Genomic DNA, 20,085 nt, shown 5'->3' with positions numbered 1-20,085 from the left:
GGCCATGGCCGACGATCCATACAAGGCGCTGGGGCTGAACAGGAATGCCAGCCAGGACGAGATCAAGAAGGCCTATCGCCGGATCGCCAAGACCGACCACCCGGACCTGAACCCCGACCCGGCGGCACATGAGCGCTTCAAGGCGGCGTCCTCGGCCTATGACCTGCTCAAGGAGCCCGAGCAGCGCGCCCGTTTCGACCGGGGCGAGATCGACGCCTCGGGGCAGGAGCGGCCGCAGCGGCATTACTACCGCGAATATGCCGAGCAGGGCGACAATCCCTATCGCCAGAGCCACGGGTTCGAGGATTTCTCGGACGTGTTCTCGGACCTGTTCGGCCAGCGCGCGCAGGCCCGGCGCGGCGGCGGCGGCGCGAGGAGTTTCGACATGCGCGGCCCCGACCAGCGCTTCACGCTGGAGATCGACTTCATGACCGCCGCCCGCGGCGGCTCGACCCGGATCACCATGCCCGACGGCAGCGTGCTGGAGGTCAGGATCCCCGAGGGCGCGCATGACGGCCAGGTCATCCGCCTGCGCGGCAAGGGCGGCCCCGGCATGGGCGAGGGCGAGCCCGGCGATGCGCTGCTGACCCTGATCGTCGCCGAGGACCCCGACTGGAAGCGCGACGGCGACGATGTCGAAACCACGCTGCCGATCACCATCGACCAGGCGGTTCTGGGCGGCAAGGTCGAGGCGCAGACCATCGACGGTCCGGTCATGCTGACCGTTCCGCGTGGCGCCAGTTCCGGCCAGAAGCTGCGGCTGAAGGGGCGCGGCATCAAGGGCGCCGACGGCCGGCGCGGCGATCAGCATGTCGCGCTGAAGATCGTCATGCCGCCCAAGGTCGATGACGAGCTGGCGCATTTCATGGAGCAATGGCGCCAGAGCCACGCCTATGATCCGAGGAGGGGCAAATGACCCAGCGCCATTACACCCTGGCCGAGGCGCTGCAGGCGGTCGGCGAGCTGAGCGCCGAACAGCTCGACCGCTACATCCGCGCCGGCGTGGTGATCCCGGTGCAGTCCGAGCACGGGCCGCTGTTTCGCGAACTGGACCTGGCGCGGCTGAACCTGGTGGTGGACCTGGCCGAGGGCTATCACCTGGACGAGGAAGCGTTGGCCATGGTGCTGTCGCTGGTCGACCAGCTGCACGGGCTGCGTGGCGACATGCGGGCGATGCTGGACGCCGTGGCGCGCGAGCCGGTCGAGACGCGGGTGCGGCTCAAGGCCGCGATCCGCGAGGTGCGGGTGGTGACGCGGGATTGATCGTCACCAAATCGTCACCGGCCTGACAAGGCCCTGTCACGCAAGGCCGCCAAATCCCCGGGGAAGCCAACCCCCGAGGGAACCATGACATTCCGCCTGACCTTCTGTTCGTTGATCGCGCTGGCCGCGGCCTCGCCCGCCCTGGCCGAGCCGGTCTTCAACCGTATCGCCAGCTTCGCCACCCTGGACAACATGGCCGGGGACGAGGACCGGACGCGCGCCACCTCGGCCGAGATCATGACCGCGACGCCCGATGGCAAGCGGCTGATCTATTCCGACAGCCCGCTGGGTGCGATCGGCCTGATCGACATTGCCGACCCGCGCGCGCCGAAGCCGCTGGGCAACATCGCCATGGACGGCGAGCCGACGACCACGGTGGTACTGGGTGACACCGCCTTTGTGGGCGTGAACACCTCGGAAAGCTATGCCAAGCCCTCGGGCGTGCTGCGCTCGGTCGATCTGGCCGGCGGGCAGGTGGTGGCGAATTGCGACCTGGGCGGCCAGCCCGATTCGGTCGCGCTGTCGCCGAAGGGGGACATGATCGCCGTCGCCATCGAGAACGAGCGCGACGAGGAGGTGAATGACGGCGCCATCCCGCAGCTGCCCGCCGGCTTCGTGCTGCGCCTGCCGGTCAAGGACGGCCAGGTCGATTGCGCCGGAAAGCAGGTCATCGAACTGACCGGCCTGGCCGGCATCGCGCCCGATGATCCCGAGCCGGAATATGTCGATTTCAACGCCCAGGGCGACCTGGTCGTCACCATGCAGGAAAACAACCACATCGTGGTGATCGGCGCCGATGGCGCCGTTGCGTCGCATTTCAGCGCCGGCAGCGTCGACCTGGACGGCATCGACACCGACAAGGACGGCAAGCTGGACTTTACCGGCAGCCTGAAGGCGGTTCCGCGCGAGCCGGACACCGTCGCCTGGCTGGACAATGACCATTTCGCCACCGCGAACGAGGGCGACTGGCAGGGCGGCTCGCGCGGCTTCACCATTTGGAACCGCGACGGTTCGGTGGTCCACGAATCCGGCCCGGCCTTCGAACATGCGCTGGTCCGCATCGGCCATTATCCCGAGGGGCGTTCCGGCAAGAAGGGCGCCGAACCCGAGGCGGTGAAATATGCCGAATTCGACGGCGCGCGGCTGCTGTTCGTCGGTTCCGAGCGCGGCAGCGCCATCGGCGTCTATGACGTGGCCGACCCGTCCGCCCCGGTGCTGCGGCAGATCCTGCCCTCGGGCATCGGTCCCGAGGGGCTGGTGGCGATCCCCGGCCGCAACCTGTTCGCCAGCGCCAACGAGACCGACCTGGGCGAGGATGGCGGCGCCCGCGCCCATGTGATGATCTATGAGCGGGCCGAGGGCACCCCGGCCTATCCGACCATCGCGTCGCAGGATCTGCTGGGCTGGGGCGCGCTGTCGGGTCTGACGCTCGATCCGGCCGATTCCTCGGTGCTGTTCGCGGTCAGCGACAGCGCCTACAAGAACCAGCCGGCGATCTATCGCATCCAGGCCGGCAGCCCGGCGACGATCACCGACAAGATCGTGATCAGCAAGGACGGAAAACCGGCCGAGACAATCGACCTGGAAGGCATTGCCGCGGACGGCAAGGGCGGGTTCTGGCTGGCCTCGGAAGGCAATCCCGAGAAAGAGATCCCGCACCAGATCCTGCATGTCGACGGCAAGGGTGCCGTGCAGCAACAGGTGGCGCTGCCCGAGGATCTGACCGCCGGCTCGACCCGGTTCGGGCTAGAAGGCATCGCCATGGCCGGCGATGGCATGCTGTGGATGGCGGTGCAGCGCGAATGGAAGGACGATCCCAAGGGCCAGACCAAGCTGCTGTCTTTCGACCCCGCCACCGGCGAGTGGTCCGGCGTCCGCTATCCGCTGGAATCGGGCGAGGGCTGGGTCGGCTTGTCGGAACTGGCGATCCATGACGAGCGCCTCTACCTGATCGAGCGCGACAACCTGATCGGCCCGGCGGCGAAGCTGAAGCAGGTGACTTCGGTGGCGCTGCAGGGCCTGAAGCCCGCGCCGCTTGGCGGTGCGCTGCCGCTGGTCGAGAAGCGGGTCGAGCGCGACCTGATCCCCGACCTGCAGCAGTGGAACGGCTATGTGCAGGACAAGGTCGAGGGCATGGCGATCGCGCCGGACGGCACGGTCTGGACCGTGACCGACAATGATGGCGTGGACGATGCCTCGGGCGAGACCTTCCTGTGGTCCTTCACGCTGGGGACGCAGACGGCGGCGAAGTGAAGCGCGCCTTGCGCTCGGGCAGGCTGGCCATGACGGCCAGCCTTTCCGCCTCCGTCATCCCGCCCCAGGCCGCGATCTCGTCCAGAAAGCGCCAGCAGCCGGTGCAGAGCCGGCTTTCCGCGTCGATGCGGCAGATCTTGATGCAGGGGGTCGAGACGGTCATGACCCCAGATGCCGCAGCCGGTCCAGCGCGCCCTGCAGGATATAGCCGGCCGCCACCTGGTCGATGACCTCGGCCCGGCGCTTGCGCGAGGTGTCGCCTTCCAGCAGCGCCCGTTCGGCGGCGACCGTGGACAGCCGCTCGTCCCAGAAGGCGATGGGCAGCGGCGTCAGCCGTTCCAGGTTGCGGGCGAAGGCGCGGGTGGATTGCGCCCGCGGCCCCTCGCTGCCGTCCATGTTGCGCGGCAGGCCCAGAACCAACCCGACCAGCGCCCGGTCGGCGGCGATCTTCAGCAGCGCCTGCGCGTCTAGGGTGAACTTCTCGCGCCGGATCACCGTCAGGGGCGAGGCGACGCCGCGCAGCCCGTCGCTGACCGCGACGCCGATGGTCTTGGTCCCCAGATCCAGCCCGGCCAGGGCGCCGGTGCGGGGCAGGGCGGCGGCGAAGGCCTCGATGTCGTTGCAGATCATTCCAGCCCCGCCTTTTGCGCCGCCGCCTCGATCGCCGCACGGGCGGTCGGGTCGGCCGAGAAACGCTGCCGCGCCTCGTCCAGGATGTCGGCAGCATGGTCTTTCTGTCCGATCACCACCAGCGAGGAAATCAGCCGCGCCCATTCCTCGGGCGTGCCGCCCTGGGCGGCCAGCCGGGTTTCCAGCCCCTTCACCATGCCCTCGATCATCTGCTGGCGCTGCTCGGGCGTCATGTCCCCGGCTGCGGCCATGGCGTCGGCATCGGGTCCGGGCAACGCCGGCGCGGCGCTTGCCGGTTCGGGCGGGGTATAGTCCGGCCGGCCGGCGAACCAGGCCAGATCGGGGATGGCGGCGCGGATCGGCGCGATCCAGGGCGCGCTTTCCGGCCCCTCGGCCAGCAACCCGGCCCAGATCGGGAAGGCCCGGTCGGGCCGGCCGTTCTGCAGGTGTAGCAGCCCGGCCATGAACCGCGCCTGCGGATTGTGCGGGTCGCGCTGCAGCGCGCCGGCCACCGCCTGCTCGGCCTCGCTGGTGATGAGGCCGCCGGCGGCTTCGATGGTCAGGCCGGCCAGCCGGGCCAGGTCTTCGGCGCCGGCCGTGTCGCCCTTCAGCGCCACCAGACGGCGCTGCGCCTCCTTGGCGGCGACGACATTGCCCAGCTTTTCCTCGTGCTCGGCCAGCAGCTCCAGGCCGCGCGGATCGTCGGGGTTCTTGGCCACCGCCTCGCGCAGCCGCTCGATCAGCGCGACATAGTCGGCGTCCGGCGCGGGGCGTTGCGGCTTCGGCGCCTTGGCCTCGGCCTCGGCCTGGCTGGGGCGGTCCTCGTAAAGCGCCTGGGACTCGGCGATACGCCGGGCGATGGGCGCGTCCGGGCGTTCGGGCTGGCCGACGCGCTGATAAAGCAGGAAGGCCCCGGCCAGCAGCAGCGCCAGCACCACCAGCGCCGCCCAGCCGCCCGGCGCCCGGCAGGCGCCGCCGGCGCGCTCCAGAGCCCGGTCGGCGGCCAGAACCTTGCGGCCGATCTCGATCCGCAACCGCTCGGCATCGGCCTGGTCGATCACGCCGCGTTCCAGATCGCGCCCGACCTCGCGCAGTTGGTCGCGATAGACCCGCAGGTCATAGGCGGCGGCGGGCTCGGCCCCCGCGCCCTGCCGGCGCAGAAGCGGCGCGGCGATGGCGATGGCCACCACCCCCGCCAGTGCGGCGCAGATCATCCAGAACATCGGCTTCCCCTTTTGGCTGCCGTCGGTGATAGCCGGTTTCGGCGCGGTGAAAAAGTCAAAGCCATGCGACAAATGCGCGGCCGGAAGTTCGGGACATCTGCGCCCGCCTCTGACGCAATTCGACGATCACGCCGTCGCAAGCAGGCTTGCTCGAAAACCGCCCCGGCTTCACTCTGCACGGGTCGAGTCGCAAGAGGTTCCGCCATGCCCGCATCTGCAAGTTCCAGCACCGGCCGCTATTCGGTCTTTGCCATCGCCCGAGAGGCGATGCGGCTGCATACCGGCTGGAAACGCGCCTGGACCAGCCCCGCGCCGAAGAAGAAATACCAGGTGGTCATCGTCGGGGCCGGCGGCCACGGCCTTGCCACCGCCTATTACCTGGGCAAGAATTTCGGCGTCACCGATGTCGCCATCATCGAGAAGGGCTGGCTGGGCGGCGGCAATACCGGCCGCAACACCACCATCATCCGCAGCAACTATTTGCAGGATCCTTCGGCGGCGATCTATGACAAGGCGCTGAAACTTTACGAGAATCTGTCGCAGGATCTGAATTACAACATCATGTTCAGCCCGCGCGGCCTGCTGATGCTGGCCCAGACCGAGCATGAGGTGCGCGGCTACAAGCGCACCGTCTATGCCAACCAGCTGCAGGGCGTGGCGACCGAATGGGTCAGCCCCAAGCGCATCAAGGACATGCTGCCGATCATCAATATCGACGGGCCGCGTTATCCGGTCCTGGGCGGGCTTTACCAGGAGCGCGGCGGCACCGCCCGCCACGACGCCGTGGCCTGGGGCTATGCCCGCGCCTGCTCGGCCATGGGCATGCACATCATCCAGAACTGCGAGGTCACCGGCATCGAGACCGCCAATGGCCAGGTCAGGGCGGTGAACACCGGCAAGGGCCGGATCGAATGCGACAAGCTGGCGCTGATCGCCGCCGGCCACAGCTCGGTCCTGGCCGAGATGGCCGGTTTCCGCCTGCCCATCGAATCGCTGGCGCTGCAGGCGCTGGTTTCCGAGCCGATCAAGCCGTGCTGCGACATCGTCATCATGGCCAACACCGTGCATGGCTATCTGTCGCAATCCGACAAGGGCGAGATGGTGATCGGCGGCGGCACCGACGGGTTCAACAACTATACCCAGCGCGGCTCGTGGCAGCATGTCGAGGAGACCGTGCGGGCGCTGATCGAGACCTTCCCGATGCTGTCGCGGCTGAAGATGCTGCGGCAATGGGGCGGCATCGTCGACATGACCGGCGACCGCTCGCCGATCCTGTCGACCACGCCGGTCGGCAACATCTTCGTCAATTGCGGCTGGGGCACCGGGGGGTTCAAGGCCATCCCCGGCTCGGGCTGGGCGATGGCGGAACTGCTGGCCAAGGGCCAGCCGGGGGCGCTGGCCAAGGACTTCGGCCTGAACCGGTTCATCGAGGGCCGCTTCATCGACGAGAGCGTCGCCGCGGGGGTGGCGCACTGATGGCGAAAGCGCGCGGGATCCTGCCTGCGCCCGGCCGCCATTGGCCGGTTTCCGCCCATCCTGCGCTGGCGGCGGAAAATTTCGCGCAACCCATGGGAAACTCTTGCTGCACTTGCGAATTTAGGTTGCACGTCACCATGACCAAGGAGTTTTCTTCATGGCCGAACAGAACAAGAGCAACCTCTGGCTCATCGCCGGCGTCATCGTCGTCGTGCTGGTGGTCATTTACTGGTTCATGTCATCGGGCACCGAGCCCGCAGCGACGACCGAACCGACCGACGCACCGGCCGCGGCAACCGAGCCGGCGCCTGTCGATGACGGGGCCGTCTCTGTCGAACCCACTGCTCCCGCCGAGCCCGCAACCCCGGCTCCGGCCGAGCCTGCGACTCCGGCTCCGGCCGAACCCGCGGCGCCTTCCACCAACTAAGGCGACCGCCCAGGCGCCGCAAGGCGCCTTCCCTGCCAAGGACCGGGGGGCCTTCCGCCCCTCGGTTCCCGGCCATGTCCGGCCTGCCGCGATGATGCGCCGCGCCGGTCTGTCCGGCGTCCGGCCCGGCGCCCGGCCCGGCCTTGCCGCAGCCAGCCTCGGCCGCCTGCTTTCCTTTTCCGTCCGCAGCCTCCACACCGGCCAGCCGTGCCGTGCCATGGATCCTGCCGCCGGCATCCGCCCGATCCCTGCGCCCAAGGCGCCTGCCTTGCCCGTGTCTCATGGCCGGGCGCGCGTGTCGGGCCATGCCGACCGATGCCCGTTTCCCGATCTCGCCACGCGCGCCCGGCCGACCGTCCGGGCCAAGGATCGCGTGCGCCATTTGCCGCCGAAGGAGTGACCCGATGCTGATCCTGACCTGTCCCTATTGCGGCGTCGCGGCCGAGGAAACCGAGCTGCAGCCGGGTGGCGAAGCCCATCTGAAGCGCTTCGGCCCCGGTTCGACGGACGAGGAATTCGAGACCTATCTGTTCGCCCGCAAGAACCCCAAGGGCGTGCATTTCGAACGCTGGCGCCATGCCTATGGCTGCGGCAAGTGGTTCCTGGCGGCGCGCGACACCGCCACGCTGCAGGTCTTCGGCACCTATAGCGCCCAGACCCCGCATCCGACGCCCGGGATCGTCGCCGCGATCCGGGCGGCACGCCCCGACTGGCAGCCCGACTGGACCGAGACCGCCGCCGCAAACCCCGGCGAAACGCCCGCTGACACCCCCGCCGAAAGCCTGAACGCATGACCGAGACCGGACCCTTCCGCCTGCCGCGCGGCGGCCGCCTGATCGACCGCGCCTATCAACTGCCCTTCCGCTTCGACGGCCGCCAGATGCGCGGCCTGGTGGGCGATACCCTGGCCTCGGCCCTGCTGGCGAACGGCCAGCTGATGATGGGCCGCAGCTTCAAGTATCACCGGCCGCGCGGCCCCATCGCCTCGGGGGCCGAGGAACCGAACGCGCTGCTGGGCCTGGGCCAGGGCGGCCGGTTCGAGCCGAACCAGCGCGCCACCACCACGCCGCTGGTCGGCGGCATGGTCACCACCGCGCAGAACTGCTGGCCCAGCCTGAACGCCGATATCGGCGCGATCAACAACTGGATGTATCGCTTTTTCCCGGCGGGCTTCTATTACAAAACCTTCATGCATCCGCGCCCGTTCTGGAAGCATGTGTTCGAGCCGATCATCCGCCGCTCGGCCGGTCTGGGCAAGGCCCCGACCGAGGCCGATCCGGACAAGTATGAACAGGCCTATGCCCATGTGGATGTGGTGGTGGTCGGCGGCGGCATCGCCGGCCTGACCGCCGCCCGTGACGCGGCCCGCGACGGCAAGTCGGTCTGGCTGGTCGAGCAGACGCCGCATTTCGGCGGCCGCACCCCCACCGACCATGCCGAAGGCCAGGCCCGTCTTGATGCGCTGCTGGCCGAACTGCGCGGCATGGCCAACGTCACCCTGCGCCGCTCGACCCAGGCGACCGGGCTATACGACCACGGCTATCTGCTGGCGCGGGAATCGCTGGCCGATCACGACCCGAACGCCGGCATTCCGCGCCAGCGCCTGTGGCGCATCCGCGCCGGCCATGTCATCGTCGCCACGGGCGCGCTGGAGCGGCCGCTGAGCTTTGCCGGCAACGACGTGCCGGGCGTCATCCTGGCCTCGGCCGTGCGCGATTATATCGACAATTACGGCGTGGCGCCCGGCCGCCGCATCGTCATCGTCACCAATAACGACGACGCCTATCGCACCGCGCTGGCGGCGCTGGATGCGGGGCTGGAGGTGCCGGTGGTGATCGACGCCCGCAGCTCCGCCGGCGGCGCGCTGCCCGCGGCGGTTCGCGCCCGTGGCGTGCGCATCCTGACCGGCAGCGCCATCGCCGGCATCAAGGGCGGCCAGGGCGTCGAAGCGGTCAAGATCTGCGCCCATTCCGGCTCGGGCGAGGTGACCGAGACGGTGGCTGCCGATTGCGTCGCCATGTCCGGCGGCTGGTCGCCGGTCGTGCATCTGTGGAGCCATTGCGGCGGCAAGCTGAATTGGTCGGACGCGCAGTCGATGTTCGCCCCCGACCCGAACCGGCCGCCGACCGGCGCCGACGGCAAGGCGATGGCCAGCTGCGTCGGCGCGGCGGCGGGCGATCTGCTGGTCCCCGAACTGACCGGCGCGGCGGCGGAAGCCGCGACCATGCCGGTCTGGGTCATGCCGGCCCACGCCACCCGCAAGATGAAGTTCAAGATGTGGCTCGACTTCCAGAACGACGTGAAGGTCTCGGATGTCGAACTGGCCGCGCAGGAAGGCTATCACAGCGTCGAGCATACCAAGCGCTATACCACCCTTGGCATGGCGACCGACCAGGGCAAGGTCAGCAACATCAACGGCCTTGCGGTGCTGTCCAATGCGCTGAACCAGCCGATCCCGGCCACCGGCACCACGACCTTCCGCCCGCCCTATACGCCGCTGACGCTGGGCGCCATCGCCGGCGAGGCGCGGGGCGAGGTGTTCCAGCCGCTGCGCAAGACCCCGATGCATGGCTGGCACCAAAGCCGCGGCGCCTTTTTCGAGCCGGTCGGCCATTGGCGCCGCCCCTATTGCTATCCGAAATCCGGCGAAAGCCATGGCGACGCGGTGGCGCGCGAGATCCGCGCGGTGCGGGCCAGCGTCGGCACGCTCGACGCCTCGACGCTGGGCAAGATCATCGTCAAGGGCCCGGATGCGGGCAGGTTCCTCGACATGATGTATACCGGCATGATGTCGACGCTGCCGGTCGGCAAGTGCCGCTATGGCCTGATCTGCAACGAGAACGGCTTCCTGGTGGACGACGGTGTCGCCGCGCGCCTGTCCGAGGACACCTGGCTGGTGCACACCACCACCGGCGGCGCCGACCGCATGCACGGCCATATGGAAGACTGGCTGCAATGCGAATGGTGGGACTGGAAGGTTTATACCGCCAACGTCACCGAGCAATGGGCGCAGGTCGCCGTGGTCGGCCCCAAAGCCCGCGTGCTGCTGGAACGGCTGGGCGGCATGGACCTGTCGGCCGAGGCGCTGCCCTTCATGGGCTGGGCCGAGGGCGAGATCGCCGGCATCCCCGCCCGGGTCTATCGCATCAGCTTCTCGGGCGAGCTGTCCTTCGAGGTGGCGGTGCCCGCGAACCGGGGGCTGGAGCTGTGGGAAAAGCTGCATGAGGCCGGCCGCGACCTGGATGTCACCCCCTACGGCACCGAGGCCATGCACGTCATGCGCGCCGAAAAAGGGTTCATCATGATCGGCGACGAATCCGACGGCACGGTGATCCCGCAGGATCTGGGCCTGACCTGGGCGATCAGCAAGAAGAAGGCCGACTATATCGGCAAGCGGGCCCAGGAACGCAGCCACATGACCGATCCCCGGCGCTGGAAGCTGGTGGGGCTGGAAAGCGTCGACGGCCGGGTGCTGCCCGATGGCGTCTATGCGGTGGCCGATGGCGTCAACCCGAACGGCCAGCGCAACACCCAGGGCCGCGTGACCTCGACCTATATGTCGCCGACGCTGTCGAAGCCCATCGCCATGGGCCTGGTGCAGAACGGCCCCGAGCGCATGGGCGAGGTGCTGGAATTCCCGGTCGCGGGTCAGGAAAGCTACAAGGCGCGGATCTGCGATCCGGTCTTCTACGACAAGGAAGGGAGCCGGGCGAATGGCTGAGGCACTGGCAAAGATCTCTCAGGTGCAGGACTGGGGCATGATCCAGATCCGCGCCGACCTGGCGCGCGCGGGCGAGGCCATCGCCGCGGCCGCCGGGGTGGCGCTGCCCGAACGGGGCCGCATCACCACCGATGGCCGCCGGTCGCTGGGCTGGATGTCGCCGGACGAGCTGCTGCTGGTGCTGCCGCGGGCCGAGACGGCCGAGGCGCTGGCGGCGCTGCAGGACGCGCTGTCCACCGAACACGCGCTGGTGCTGGACGTCAGCGACATGCGCGCCGCGTTCCGCATCCAGGGCGCCAGGGCGCTGGACGTGCTGGCGAAGCTTTGCCCGACCGACCTGGCGGCCATGCCCGAGGACGGGCTGCGCCGCACCCGCGCCGCCCAGGTCGCCTGCGGCATCTGGCGCGAGCCGGGCGGCTATGTGCTGATCGGCTTCCGTTCGGTGGCCGACTACCTGCGCGGCATCCTGACCGGCGCCGCGGCGCCGGGCACGCAGCTCGACCCGCGCTAGTTCCGCGCCGCGGGTCCGGACGGGGGCTTGTGGCGGCGGCAGGGCGGCGTATGGATGGGAGGCAAAAGCCATCCGGTTGATTCCATGCGTCCCGCCCTGATCCTGCCCGCCCTTTTCCTTGCCGGCCTGCTGCTGCCGGCCCCGGCCCTGCGGGCGCAGGATCTCGCGCAGGAACCGCCGGTGGTGATGATGTGCCAGATCCTTGACGAAAGCGGCACCGGCTGGGTGCCGGAATTCATCATGCTGACCCGCCAGACCTCCGGCCCGCGCCAGGGCCGGATCGAGGTCTTCGACCCGATCCTGCAGAACCTGCTTGGCCACCCGATCGAGGCAAGGATCACCGCCGACGACCGCCGCAGCCGCAGCTATGGCTGGGCGCTGGCCGGGGTGCGCAACGCCTCGGGCCAGCGGACCGAGCGGCTGGACTACCGGCTGATGGTGCGCAAATCCGACGGCACGGCCTCGGTCACCGCCGTCGCGCAGGGCTATGACAACGTCATGACCGGCAGCGGCGTCTGCGGCTCGCCCGGCGACGGCTAGGGCCGGAACCCGCGCCGCGTTGAAGGCGTTTAGCGGCCGACAGGGCTTTTCCCCGACTGGCTCCTGTGCCAGAACACAATCCGAAACCGTTGGAAAGGAAATCGAAAATGGCCTTCACGCTTCCCGATCTTCCCTATGCTCACGACGCGCTGGCCGCTGGCGGCATGTCCAAGGAGACGCTGGAATACCACCACGACAAGCACCACAAAGCCTATGTCGACAAGCTGAACGAGCTGGTGGCCGGCACCGAGTGGGAAGGCAAGAGCCTCGAGGACATCGTCAAGGGCACCTACCAGTCGGGCGCGGTGGCGCAGAACGGTATCTTCAACAATGCCAGCCAGCACTGGAACCACGCGCAGTTCTGGGAAATGATGGGCCCGAATCCGGGCGCCATCCCGGGTGCGCTGGAAAAGGCCCTGACCGAAGCCTTCGGTTCGGTGGACGAGTTCAAGAAGAAATTCGCCGAGGCCGGCGCCGGGCAGTTCGGCTCGGGCTGGGCTTGGCTGGTCAAGGACAAGGACGGCAGCCTGAAGGTCACCAAGACCGAGAACGGCGTGAACCCGCTTTGCTTCGGCCAGACCGCGCTTCTGGGCTGCGACGTGTGGGAGCACAGCTATTACATCGACTTCCGCAACGCCCGGCCGAAATATCTGGAGAACTTCCTGAGCAATCTGGTGAATTGGGAAAACGTGGCCTCGCGCCTCTGATCCCCGTCGGGACACCGCATCAAGGCCCGCCCGCCCGGCGGGCCTTTTTCGTTGCTTGAGCCCCATCACCGCCGGAAGCGGCCCCCTTGCCCCGGCCGCGAATCGGCCGCATGGCTGGGCGGATGGAAAGGGGCTGCGCATGAGCGAATGGAGCAAGGGTTTCTGGGCGATGATCGGGGTCTGCGTGACCTGGGGCCTGTCGCCGATCTTCTACCGCGCCTTGTCCGAGGTGCCGGTGGTCGAGGTGCTGGCGCATCGGACCCTGTGGTCGCTGCTGCTGTTCCTGGCGGTGCTGGCCGTGCAGGGCCGGCTGCGCGAACTGCGCGGGGCGCTGACCGGCCCGCATGTCGGGCGCATCGTGCTGGCGGCGCTGACCGTGTCGCTGAACTGGGGGCTGTTCATCTGGGCGGTGCAGGCCGGCCATGTCGTGCAAAGCTCGCTGGGCTATTACATCTTTCCGCTGATGGCTGTGGTCGCCGGCGTGCTGATGTTTGGCGAGGCGCTGAGCCGGGCGCAGGCCATGGCCGTGCTGCTGGCGGGCTTCGCCGTGGCGCTGCTGACCTGGGGCCTGGGCGTGGCGCCCTGGATCAGCCTGGGCCTCGCCGTCACCTTCGTGCTTTACGGCGCGATCAAGAAATCGCTGCCACTGGGCCCGGTGCTGTCGGTGGCGGCCGAAGTGGCGCTGCTGACGCCGCTGGCCGCGGGCTGGCTGGTCCTGCAGGCGTTGGGGCTGCTGCCGGCCGGGGTGGCCGAACCGATGCGGTTCGGCGCCGATCTGCCCGTCTCGCTGCTGCTGGCCGCCTCGGGGGTGATCACGGCGGTGCCGCTGATCCTGTTCAGCTATGCCGCGCGCCGGGTCGGCATGGCGACGCTGGGGCTGATGTTCTACCTGAACCCGACGCTGCAGTTCCTTTGCGCGGTGCTGCTGTTCGGCGAGGCGTTCACCCGCTGGCACATGATCGCCTTCGCGATGATCTGGGCGGCGCTGGCGATCTACAGCGCCTCGGCCTTCCGGCAGGCCCGGCGCGTCCCGCCATTGGCAAACGGGTGAAACCGCGTATAGAACAGCGCCAAAGAACTTCCCGGGGGCGACATGGCCAATCAGAACGACAGCTTCATCGACGAGGTCACCGAGGATCTGCGCCGCGACCGGCTGTTCGGATTGTTCCGCCGCTATGGCTGGATCGCCATCCTGGTGATCCTGGGCATCGTCGGCGGCGCCGCCTGGCGCGAATATGCGCGCAACCAGGACGAGGCGAAGGCCCAGAGCTGGGGCGACGCCATCCTGACCGCGCGCGAGGCCGAGGACCGGGTGGCGGCGCTGTCCGCCGTCGATCCGCAGGGCTCTGCCAGCCGCAAGCTGCTGTCCGAGATGCTGGCCGCCGGGGCCGAGGCCGAGGCCGGGCTGACCCAGCAGGCGGCCGAGCGGCTCAAGGCCGCGGCCAAGGGCGTCGAGGGGGATGCGGTGCTGCATGACCTGGCCATGCTCAAGGCGGTGATGGCCGCCGGCCCGGCGATGGACGCGGCCGAGCGCGACCGCGTCCTGGCCGAGCTGTCCAAGCCCGGCGCGCCCTTCGAGCTGCTGGCACTGGAACAGAAGGCCGTGGCGCTGATCGGCGCCGGCCGCAAGGAGGACGCGGTGATGCTGATCGGCCAGATCCAGCAAAAGGACGGGCTGTCCGAACCCTTGCGCCGCCGTCTTTCCGAGATGATGATCACCCTGGGCGCCGAGCCCGACCGCGCCGAGGGCCCCGGCCCGCAGACCATGCCGGCCCCCGGCGCCAACTGAAGCCCGGCACCGCCGGCAAGACAAGAAACTGCGCCCGCGGCCGGGTTTCCGACCTCACGCCCGGCCCGGATAGAGGAGAGAGCGATGACGAGGCTGCCCCTGATCGCCGCTTTGGCCGGGCTGACCGCCCTTTCGGCCTGCCAGCAACGCGAAACCGTCCTGTCGGGCGAACGGCTGGACCCGCGCGCGGTGCTGTCGCCCGACGGCCCCGTGGTCGAGGGCACCGCCGCGCCCATCACCACCGCCCTGTCGCTGCCGGCGGTGCGCGGCAACAGCGACTGGCCGCAGCGCGCCGGCAACGCGGCCCATGTCTCGGGCAACATGGCGATCGGCGCCGGCACCAGCCGCATCTGGGCGACGAGCATCGGCCAGCCTTCGGATCGCCGCCACCGCGTCGCCGCCGCCCCGATCGTCGCGGCGGGCCTGGTCTTTGCCTTGGACAGCCAGTCCACGGTGACCGCCACCAGCACCGGCGGCGGCCGGGTCTGGAGCCGCGACCTGCGGCCCGGCGGCGAATCCGACCGCAGCGTCTCGGGCGGCGGCCTGGCCTTCGAGGGCAACCGCGTCTTTGCCACCACCGGCTATGGCGAGCTGGTGGCGCTGGACGCCCGCACCGGCGGCGTGGTCTGGCGGCAAAAGGTCGATGCGCCGATCAGCGGCGCGCCCACGGTGCAGGACGGTGTCGTCTATGTGCTGGGCCGCGACGCCACCGGCTGGGCGGTGCGCGCCAATGACGGCAAGGTGCTGTGGCGGGCCTTCGGCAATGACGGCATGGCCGGGGTGATGGGCGTCGCGGCGCCGGCCGTCTCGGGCTCGACCGTCGTCTTCCCCTTCGCCACGGGCGAGCTGATGGGCGTGGACGGCGCCAGCGGCAGCCAGATCTGGACCGCCAATGTCGCCGGCCAGCGCCTGGGCCGTGCGGTGGGCTATTTCCGCGACGTGACCGGCGATCCGGTGATCGCGGGCGGCACGGTCTATGCCGGCACCAGCTCGGGCCGGGTCGCCGCCTTCGAGCTGGCCACCGGCGCGATGAAATGGGAGGCGCGCGAGGGCGCATCGAGCCCGGTGGTGCCGGCCGGGAACTCGGTCTTCCTGGTGAACGACCAGGCGCAGCTGTTGCGGCTCGACGCCGCCAACGGCGCACGGGTCTGGGCGCAGAAGCTGCCCTATTTCACCAAGCAGATCATCCGCAAACAGGACAAGGTCTGGAACCATTACGGTCCGGTGCTGGCGGGATCGAAGCTTTACCTCGCCTCGTCGGACGGCTATCTGCGCGTCTTCGATCCCGCCTCGGGCGCGCTGATCGGCACCGCCGAGATCCCGGGCGGCGCCGCCGCGGCGCCGGCCGTCGCGGGCCAGACCCTTTACGTCGTCACCCATGACGGCCAGTTGATCGCATACAGATGAGCTTCACCCTCGCCATTGTCGGGCGTCCCAATGTCGGCAAGTCCACGCTGTTCAACCGTCTTGTCGGCAAGCGCCTGGCCCTGGTCGACGACCAGCCCGGCGTGACCCGCGACCTGCGCGAGGGGGCGGGGCGGCTGGGCGACCTGCGCTTCATCGTCGTCGATTCGGCCGGGCTCGAGATTGCCGAGGACGACAGCCTGCAAGGCCGGATGCGCCGCCTGACCGAGCGCGCGGTCGATGAGGCCGATGTCTGCCTGTTCGTGATCGACGCCCGGGTGGGCGTGACGGCGGCCGACGAATATTTCGCCGATATCCTGCGCAAGCGGGCCAAGCACGTCATCCTGGCCGCCAACAAGGCCGAGGGCCGGGCGGGCGAGGCGGGGGCGATGGAAGCCTATGCGCTTGGCCTGGGCGAGCCCCTGCGCATCTCGGCCGAACATGGCGAGGGGATGGACGATCTTTATCGCGCCTTGCAGCCGCTGGCCGAAGCCTTCGAGGCGCAGAACGTCCAGCAGGCGCCCGAGACCGACGTTGCCGTCGAGGATGGCGACGAGGAGATCGAGGATTGGCGTCCCTCGGCCGCGAAGCCCCTGCAGATTGCGGTGATCGGCCGGCCGAATGCCGGGAAATCGACGCTGATCAACAAGATCCTGGGCGAGGACCGCCTGCTGACCGGCCCCGAGGCCGGCATCACCCGCGATTCGATCAGCGTCAGCGCCGATTTCATGGGCACGCCGGTCCGCATCTTCGACACCGCCGGGATGCGCAAGAAGGCGCGCGTCACCGACAAGGTGGAAAAACTTTCCGTCGCCGACGGCCTGCGCGCCGTGCGCTTCGCCGAGGTGGTGGTGGTGCTTCTGGACGTGGGTATCCCCTTCGAACAGCAGGACCTGCGCATCGCCGATTTCGCCGAAACCGAGGGCCGCGCCGTCGTCGTGGCCGCGAACAAATGGGACCTGGAAGAGGACAAGCCCGAGAAGCTCAAGGAACTGCGCGAGGCTTTCGAGCGGCTGTTGCCGCAGCTGAAGGGCGCGCCCTTGGTCACGGTCTCGGCCCGCACCGGCAAGGGGCTGGACCGGCTGCACAACGCCATCCTGAAGGCGCATGAAGTCTGGAACCGCCGCGTCCCCACCGCGCGGCTGAACCAGTGGCTGGGCGCGATGACCGAGGCGCATCCGCCACCCGCGCCGGGCGGCCGCCGCATCCGGCTGCGCTATATCACCCAGGTCAAGACCCGGCCGCCGGCCTTCGTGGTCATGGCGACCCATACCGACAAGCTGCCCGACAGCTATCAGCGCTATCTGGTGAACGGGCTGCGGGCCGATTTCGACATGCCCGGCACGCCGATCCGGCTGACCTTCCGCGATCAGGGCAGCAAGAACCCTTACAAGGACAAGGCCAGCAAGATCAGCCAGTCCGGCGCGCTGTCCAAGCACAAGCACCGGCAGAAGCCGAAGGGCAGCGCCTAGGTCGTCACCCGCACCAGCGCCACGGCGATGATGGCGATGGCGATCACCGTCACCGTGGCGATGGCGGCATCGGTGGTGACGGTGTTGGCGGCAATGCCGATCAGCCCCCAGATCAGCGCCACGCTGAAGCCGATCCGCTTCGGCATGCGCAATTGCACGCTGACCGCCGCGACCGAGCCGATCAGCATGGCGATCACCGCCGCCACCTCTTGCGGGGCGCCCAGCCGGTCGCGCAGCAGCGAGGTGAAGGCGGCGAAGCAGACCAGCAGCCCCCAGCCCGCCACGAAACCCAGCGCGGAACTGCGATGCACCAGCAGCCCCTCGCGCACGCCGCGCAGGGCTGCGGCCAGGAAACAGGCCAGCATCAATGCCGAAAGCAGAAAGGCGGTCAGCGGATAGGCCCCCAGCAGCCAGGGCCAGAGCGCGCCGGCCAGCAGGCCCAGGATCAGCGGCCCATGCTCTTGCAGGGTGTCATCGCGGCCGTGCAGTTGCAGCATGTCGCGCGGCAGCGGCGGGCCGACCTCCGGCGGCGCCTCGCTGGCTTCGTCAAGGGGCGACAGCCGGGCCTGCCGCATCCGCTCCGCCTTGGCCAGGCGCCGGGCCGCGTGAAAGCCGAGCGCCGCCCAGGTCAAGCCCAGCAGCGCCATCATCCCGGGGTTCTTGGGCTGGAGGAACAGGCCGGGCAGGTCCACCGCCTGACGGCCAGAGGGAAGCCCGTGCAGCAGCGCGGCGGCATCGCCGCCGCCCGGGACGGCCGGGGCAGGGGGCGACGGTGCCAGCGCATAGGCCAGCGAACTGGCCAAGAAGACCAGCACCGCTAGCAGCAGAAGGATCGGGCCCGCGCGAGACATGGTTGGAAACGCCGCCCGCTCGCAGCGGGTTTCGCGCGATTTATCTTTTGTTAAGTCACGCCAGCGTGCCGTCGGCGCCCAGCCGGGTCTTGCCGCGCAGATAGGGGTGCAGCGCCTCGGGCAGCAGGACCGAGCCGTCGGCCTGCTGGCCGTTTTCCAGCACCGCGATCAGCGTGCGCCCCACCGCCAGGCCCGAGCCGTTCAGCGTATGCACGAATTCCGGCTTGCCGCCGCCCTCGGGGCGATAGCGGGCATTCATGCGCCGGGCCTGGAAATCGCCGCAATAGCTGACGCTGGAAATCTCGCGATAACGGTCCTGCCCGGGCAGCCAGACTTCCAGGTCATGGGTGATGCGGGCGCCGAAGCCCATGTCGCCGCCGCACAGCACGATGGTGCGATAGGGCAGGCCCAGCCGCTCCAGCACCGTCTCGGCGCAGCGGGTCATGCGGGCATGTTCCGCGACCCCCGATTCCGCATCGGTGATCGAGACCATCTCGACCTTCTCGAACTGGTGCTGGCGCAGCATTCCGGAAGTGTCGCGGCCGGCGCTGCCGGCTTCCGAACGGAAGCACTGGCTATGCGCCACCATGCGCCGCGGCAGGCTGGCATGATCGACCAGATCGCCGTTCACGGTATTGGTCAGCGTCACCTCGGCGGTCGGGATCAGCCACCAGCCCTCGCGGGTCTGATAGCTGTCCTCGCCGAATTTCGGCAGCTGGCCGGTGCCCTCCATCATCTCCGAGAGCACCAGCACCGGGGTCCAGGTCTCGGCCAGCCCGTGTTCCTCGCTGTGCAGATCCAGCATGAACTGCGCCAGCGCCCGGTGGATGCGGGCGACGCCGCCCGAAAGCAGCACGAAACGAGCGCCCGACAGCTTCGCCGCGGTTTCGAAATCCATGCCGGGCCTGACGCCCTCGATCTCGAAATGCTCGCGCGGGGCGAAGTCGAATTGGCGCGGCTCGCCCCAGCGGCGGATCTCGACATTGTCGTTCTCGTCCGCGCCCGGCGGCACGCTGTCCAGCGGCAGATTCGGAATGGTCAGCAGCAGCTCGCGCAGCTTGGCGTCCAGCGCGCCGGCCTCGGCTTGCAGGCGGGCGGTCTCGTCCTTCTTGGCGGTGACCAGGGCGCGCAGGCGCTGGAACTCGGCCTCGTCGCCGCGGCCCTTGGCGGCACCGGCCTCCTTGCTGGCGCGGTTCTGCTCGGCCTGCGCGGTTTCTGCCGCACTGATGCGGGAGCGGCGGTCGGCATCCAGCGACAGGATCTCGGGCGAAACCGGGGCCATGTTGCGCATTGCAAGCGCGGTGTCGAATGCGGCGGGGTTTTCGCGGATGGCGCGGATGTCGTGCATGGCTGACCCGTGTATAGGAAGTCCTTACTGTAAGCCCGGATAACCCAAAGCGGCGCAAGGCGAAAGCCTTGGCCGGCCATCTTAAGCCGCCGCCTGGGCCAGCATGTCGCGCAACACGTCGAAGAACCGCTCGCGCCCCGGATAGCCCTCGAATCGCGCCCGTTCGACCCCGCCCTGCAGCAGGATGAAGGTGGGCGTCAGCCAGGGCCGCCGCGCCAGCGCCAGGCCGTCGGGATAGGGTCCGTCCAGGTCCACCGTCAGCAGCGGTGCGGCGCGGCCTTCGGGGTGGCGGGCATAGATCGGGGCGATCTCGCGATCCCATTGCGCACAATAGACGCAGCCCTTGCGCCGGACCATCAGCAATTGCAGCGCCGGGGCCGCCATGCCGGGCGCCGCCGCCATCGCCGCCATCCCGGCCAGAATCGCCCGCCGTGTCAGCATCGTCCCGCTCCGTTTCCGGGGCCAGACTT

20 protein-coding genes and 1 pseudogene are annotated in these 20,085 nt (G+C 69.2%); 15 read left to right on the top strand and 6 right to left on the bottom strand.

Features of this window, described 5'->3' with window-relative positions; translation table 11 throughout:
* Positions 1-4 precede the first annotated feature (4 nt).
* The 3 genes from ACFOMP_RS13065 (at position 5) to ACFOMP_RS13055 (ending at position 3,516) form a co-directional block, all read left to right on the top strand.
* The gene (locus tag ACFOMP_RS13065) at positions 5-916 is read left to right on the top strand and encodes a DnaJ C-terminal domain-containing protein (protein WP_379031242.1); all 912 of its coding nucleotides are present in this window, start codon (positions 5-7) and stop codon (positions 914-916) included.
* The gene (locus ACFOMP_RS13060; RefSeq protein WP_289893110.1) at positions 913-1,263 is read left to right on the top strand and encodes a hypothetical protein; all 351 of its coding nucleotides are present in this window, start codon (positions 913-915) and stop codon (positions 1,261-1,263) included. The genes ACFOMP_RS13065 and ACFOMP_RS13060 overlap by 4 nt, the downstream gene beginning before the upstream one ends.
* An 84-nt stretch (positions 1,264-1,347) precedes the next feature.
* A complete protein-coding gene (locus ACFOMP_RS13055) occupies positions 1,348-3,516 on the top strand; it encodes an esterase-like activity of phytase family protein (protein ID WP_379031239.1) in 2,169 nt (722 codons plus the stop codon).
* On the opposite strand, the gene ACFOMP_RS13050 is transcribed toward ACFOMP_RS13055, so the two are convergent.
* Genes ACFOMP_RS13050 through ccmI form a run of 3 tightly spaced genes read right to left on the bottom strand, consistent with a single transcriptional unit; the run spans position 3,485 to position 5,369 of the window.
* Entirely contained in the window at positions 3,485-3,679 is a 195-nt protein-coding gene (locus ACFOMP_RS13050; RefSeq protein WP_289893112.1) for a DUF1289 domain-containing protein, read from the bottom strand. The two genes, ACFOMP_RS13055 and ACFOMP_RS13050, sit on opposite strands and share 32 nt — an antisense overlap.
* Entirely contained in the window at positions 3,676-4,146 is a 471-nt protein-coding gene (gene ruvX, locus ACFOMP_RS13045) for a Holliday junction resolvase RuvX (protein ID WP_379031235.1), read from the bottom strand. Before ruvX ends, ACFOMP_RS13050 begins: the two co-directional genes overlap by 4 nt.
* Complete coding sequence (gene ccmI / locus ACFOMP_RS13040; protein ID WP_379031232.1) at positions 4,143-5,369, bottom strand: c-type cytochrome biogenesis protein CcmI; 1,227 nt, start codon at positions 5,367-5,369, stop codon at positions 4,143-4,145. Before ccmI ends, ruvX begins: the two co-directional genes overlap by 4 nt.
* A gap of 204 nt (positions 5,370-5,573) precedes the next feature.
* Between ccmI and ACFOMP_RS13035 the strand changes: the two genes are divergently transcribed.
* The 12 genes and pseudogenes from ACFOMP_RS13035 (at position 5,574) to der (ending at position 17,416) form a co-directional block, all read left to right on the top strand.
* Positions 5,574-6,845 carry a sarcosine oxidase subunit beta family protein gene (locus ACFOMP_RS13035; RefSeq protein WP_379031229.1) on the top strand — a complete coding sequence of 424 codons (1,272 nt, stop codon included), beginning with the start codon at positions 5,574-5,576 and terminating at the stop codon, positions 6,843-6,845.
* A 157-nt stretch (positions 6,846-7,002) separates the two neighbouring features.
* The gene (locus ACFOMP_RS13030; protein ID WP_289893116.1) at positions 7,003-7,272 is read left to right on the top strand and encodes a hypothetical protein; all 270 of its coding nucleotides are present in this window, start codon (positions 7,003-7,005) and stop codon (positions 7,270-7,272) included.
* Between the two features lie 91 nt (positions 7,273-7,363).
* Positions 7,364-7,672 carry a hypothetical protein gene (locus ACFOMP_RS13025; protein ID WP_379031226.1) on the top strand — a complete coding sequence of 103 codons (309 nt, stop codon included), beginning with the start codon at positions 7,364-7,366 and terminating at the stop codon, positions 7,670-7,672.
* A gap of 4 nt (positions 7,673-7,676) precedes the next feature.
* Positions 7,677-7,988: pseudogene (locus ACFOMP_RS13020) on the top strand (sarcosine oxidase subunit delta); the annotation flags it as partial.
* A 74-nt stretch (positions 7,989-8,062) separates the two neighbouring features.
* Entirely contained in the window at positions 8,063-10,993 is a 2,931-nt protein-coding gene (locus ACFOMP_RS13015; protein ID WP_379031223.1) for a sarcosine oxidase subunit alpha family protein, read from the top strand.
* Complete coding sequence (locus ACFOMP_RS13010; protein WP_289893120.1) at positions 10,986-11,504, top strand: sarcosine oxidase subunit gamma; 519 nt, start codon at positions 10,986-10,988, stop codon at positions 11,502-11,504. Before ACFOMP_RS13015 ends, ACFOMP_RS13010 begins: the two co-directional genes overlap by 8 nt.
* A gap of 84 nt (positions 11,505-11,588) precedes the next feature.
* On the top strand, positions 11,589-12,044 hold the full coding sequence (locus ACFOMP_RS13005; protein WP_379031220.1) for a hypothetical protein: 456 nt from the start codon (positions 11,589-11,591) through the stop codon (positions 12,042-12,044).
* 107 nt (positions 12,045-12,151) lie between these two features.
* Complete coding sequence (locus tag ACFOMP_RS13000) at positions 12,152-12,751, top strand: superoxide dismutase (protein WP_289893122.1); 600 nt, start codon at positions 12,152-12,154, stop codon at positions 12,749-12,751.
* A 139-nt stretch (positions 12,752-12,890) separates the two neighbouring features.
* Positions 12,891-13,802, top strand: coding sequence for an EamA family transporter RarD (gene rarD / locus ACFOMP_RS12995; protein WP_379031217.1), 912 nt, complete (start codon positions 12,891-12,893; stop codon positions 13,800-13,802).
* A gap of 42 nt (positions 13,803-13,844) precedes the next feature.
* Positions 13,845-14,540, top strand: coding sequence for a hypothetical protein (locus ACFOMP_RS12990; protein ID WP_289893124.1), 696 nt, complete (start codon positions 13,845-13,847; stop codon positions 14,538-14,540).
* 84 nt (positions 14,541-14,624) lie between these two features.
* The gene (locus ACFOMP_RS12985; RefSeq protein ID WP_379031214.1) at positions 14,625-15,947 is read left to right on the top strand and encodes a PQQ-binding-like beta-propeller repeat protein; all 1,323 of its coding nucleotides are present in this window, start codon (positions 14,625-14,627) and stop codon (positions 15,945-15,947) included.
* Positions 15,944-17,416, top strand: a complete 1,473-nt coding sequence (gene der, locus ACFOMP_RS12980; protein WP_289893126.1) for a ribosome biogenesis GTPase Der — start codon at positions 15,944-15,946, stop codon at positions 17,414-17,416. Before ACFOMP_RS12985 ends, der begins: the two co-directional genes overlap by 4 nt.
* Here der and ACFOMP_RS12975 read toward each other — a convergent pair.
* The 3 genes from ACFOMP_RS12975 to ACFOMP_RS12965 form a co-directional block, all read right to left on the bottom strand.
* Positions 17,413-18,267, bottom strand: coding sequence for a hypothetical protein (locus ACFOMP_RS12975; protein ID WP_379031211.1), 855 nt, complete (start codon positions 18,265-18,267; stop codon positions 17,413-17,415). The genes der and ACFOMP_RS12975 overlap by 4 nt on opposite strands.
* Before the next feature lie 55 nt (positions 18,268-18,322).
* A complete protein-coding gene (gene serS / locus ACFOMP_RS12970) occupies positions 18,323-19,615 on the bottom strand; it encodes a serine--tRNA ligase (RefSeq protein ID WP_289893128.1) in 1,293 nt (430 codons plus the stop codon).
* Positions 19,616-19,696: 81 nt separating this feature from the next.
* Positions 19,697-20,056 carry a SoxS protein gene (locus ACFOMP_RS12965; protein WP_379031208.1) on the bottom strand — a complete coding sequence of 120 codons (360 nt, stop codon included), beginning with the start codon at positions 20,054-20,056 and terminating at the stop codon, positions 19,697-19,699.
* Positions 20,057-20,085: the final 29 nt, after the last annotated feature.

This window comes from Paracoccus simplex, from assembly GCF_042648325.1.
Lineage (GTDB): Bacteria > Pseudomonadota > Alphaproteobacteria > Rhodobacterales > Rhodobacteraceae > Paracoccus > Paracoccus simplex.
Note: the sequence above shows the minus strand (reverse complement) of the source record. Positions and strands in the feature narration are given on the sequence as shown.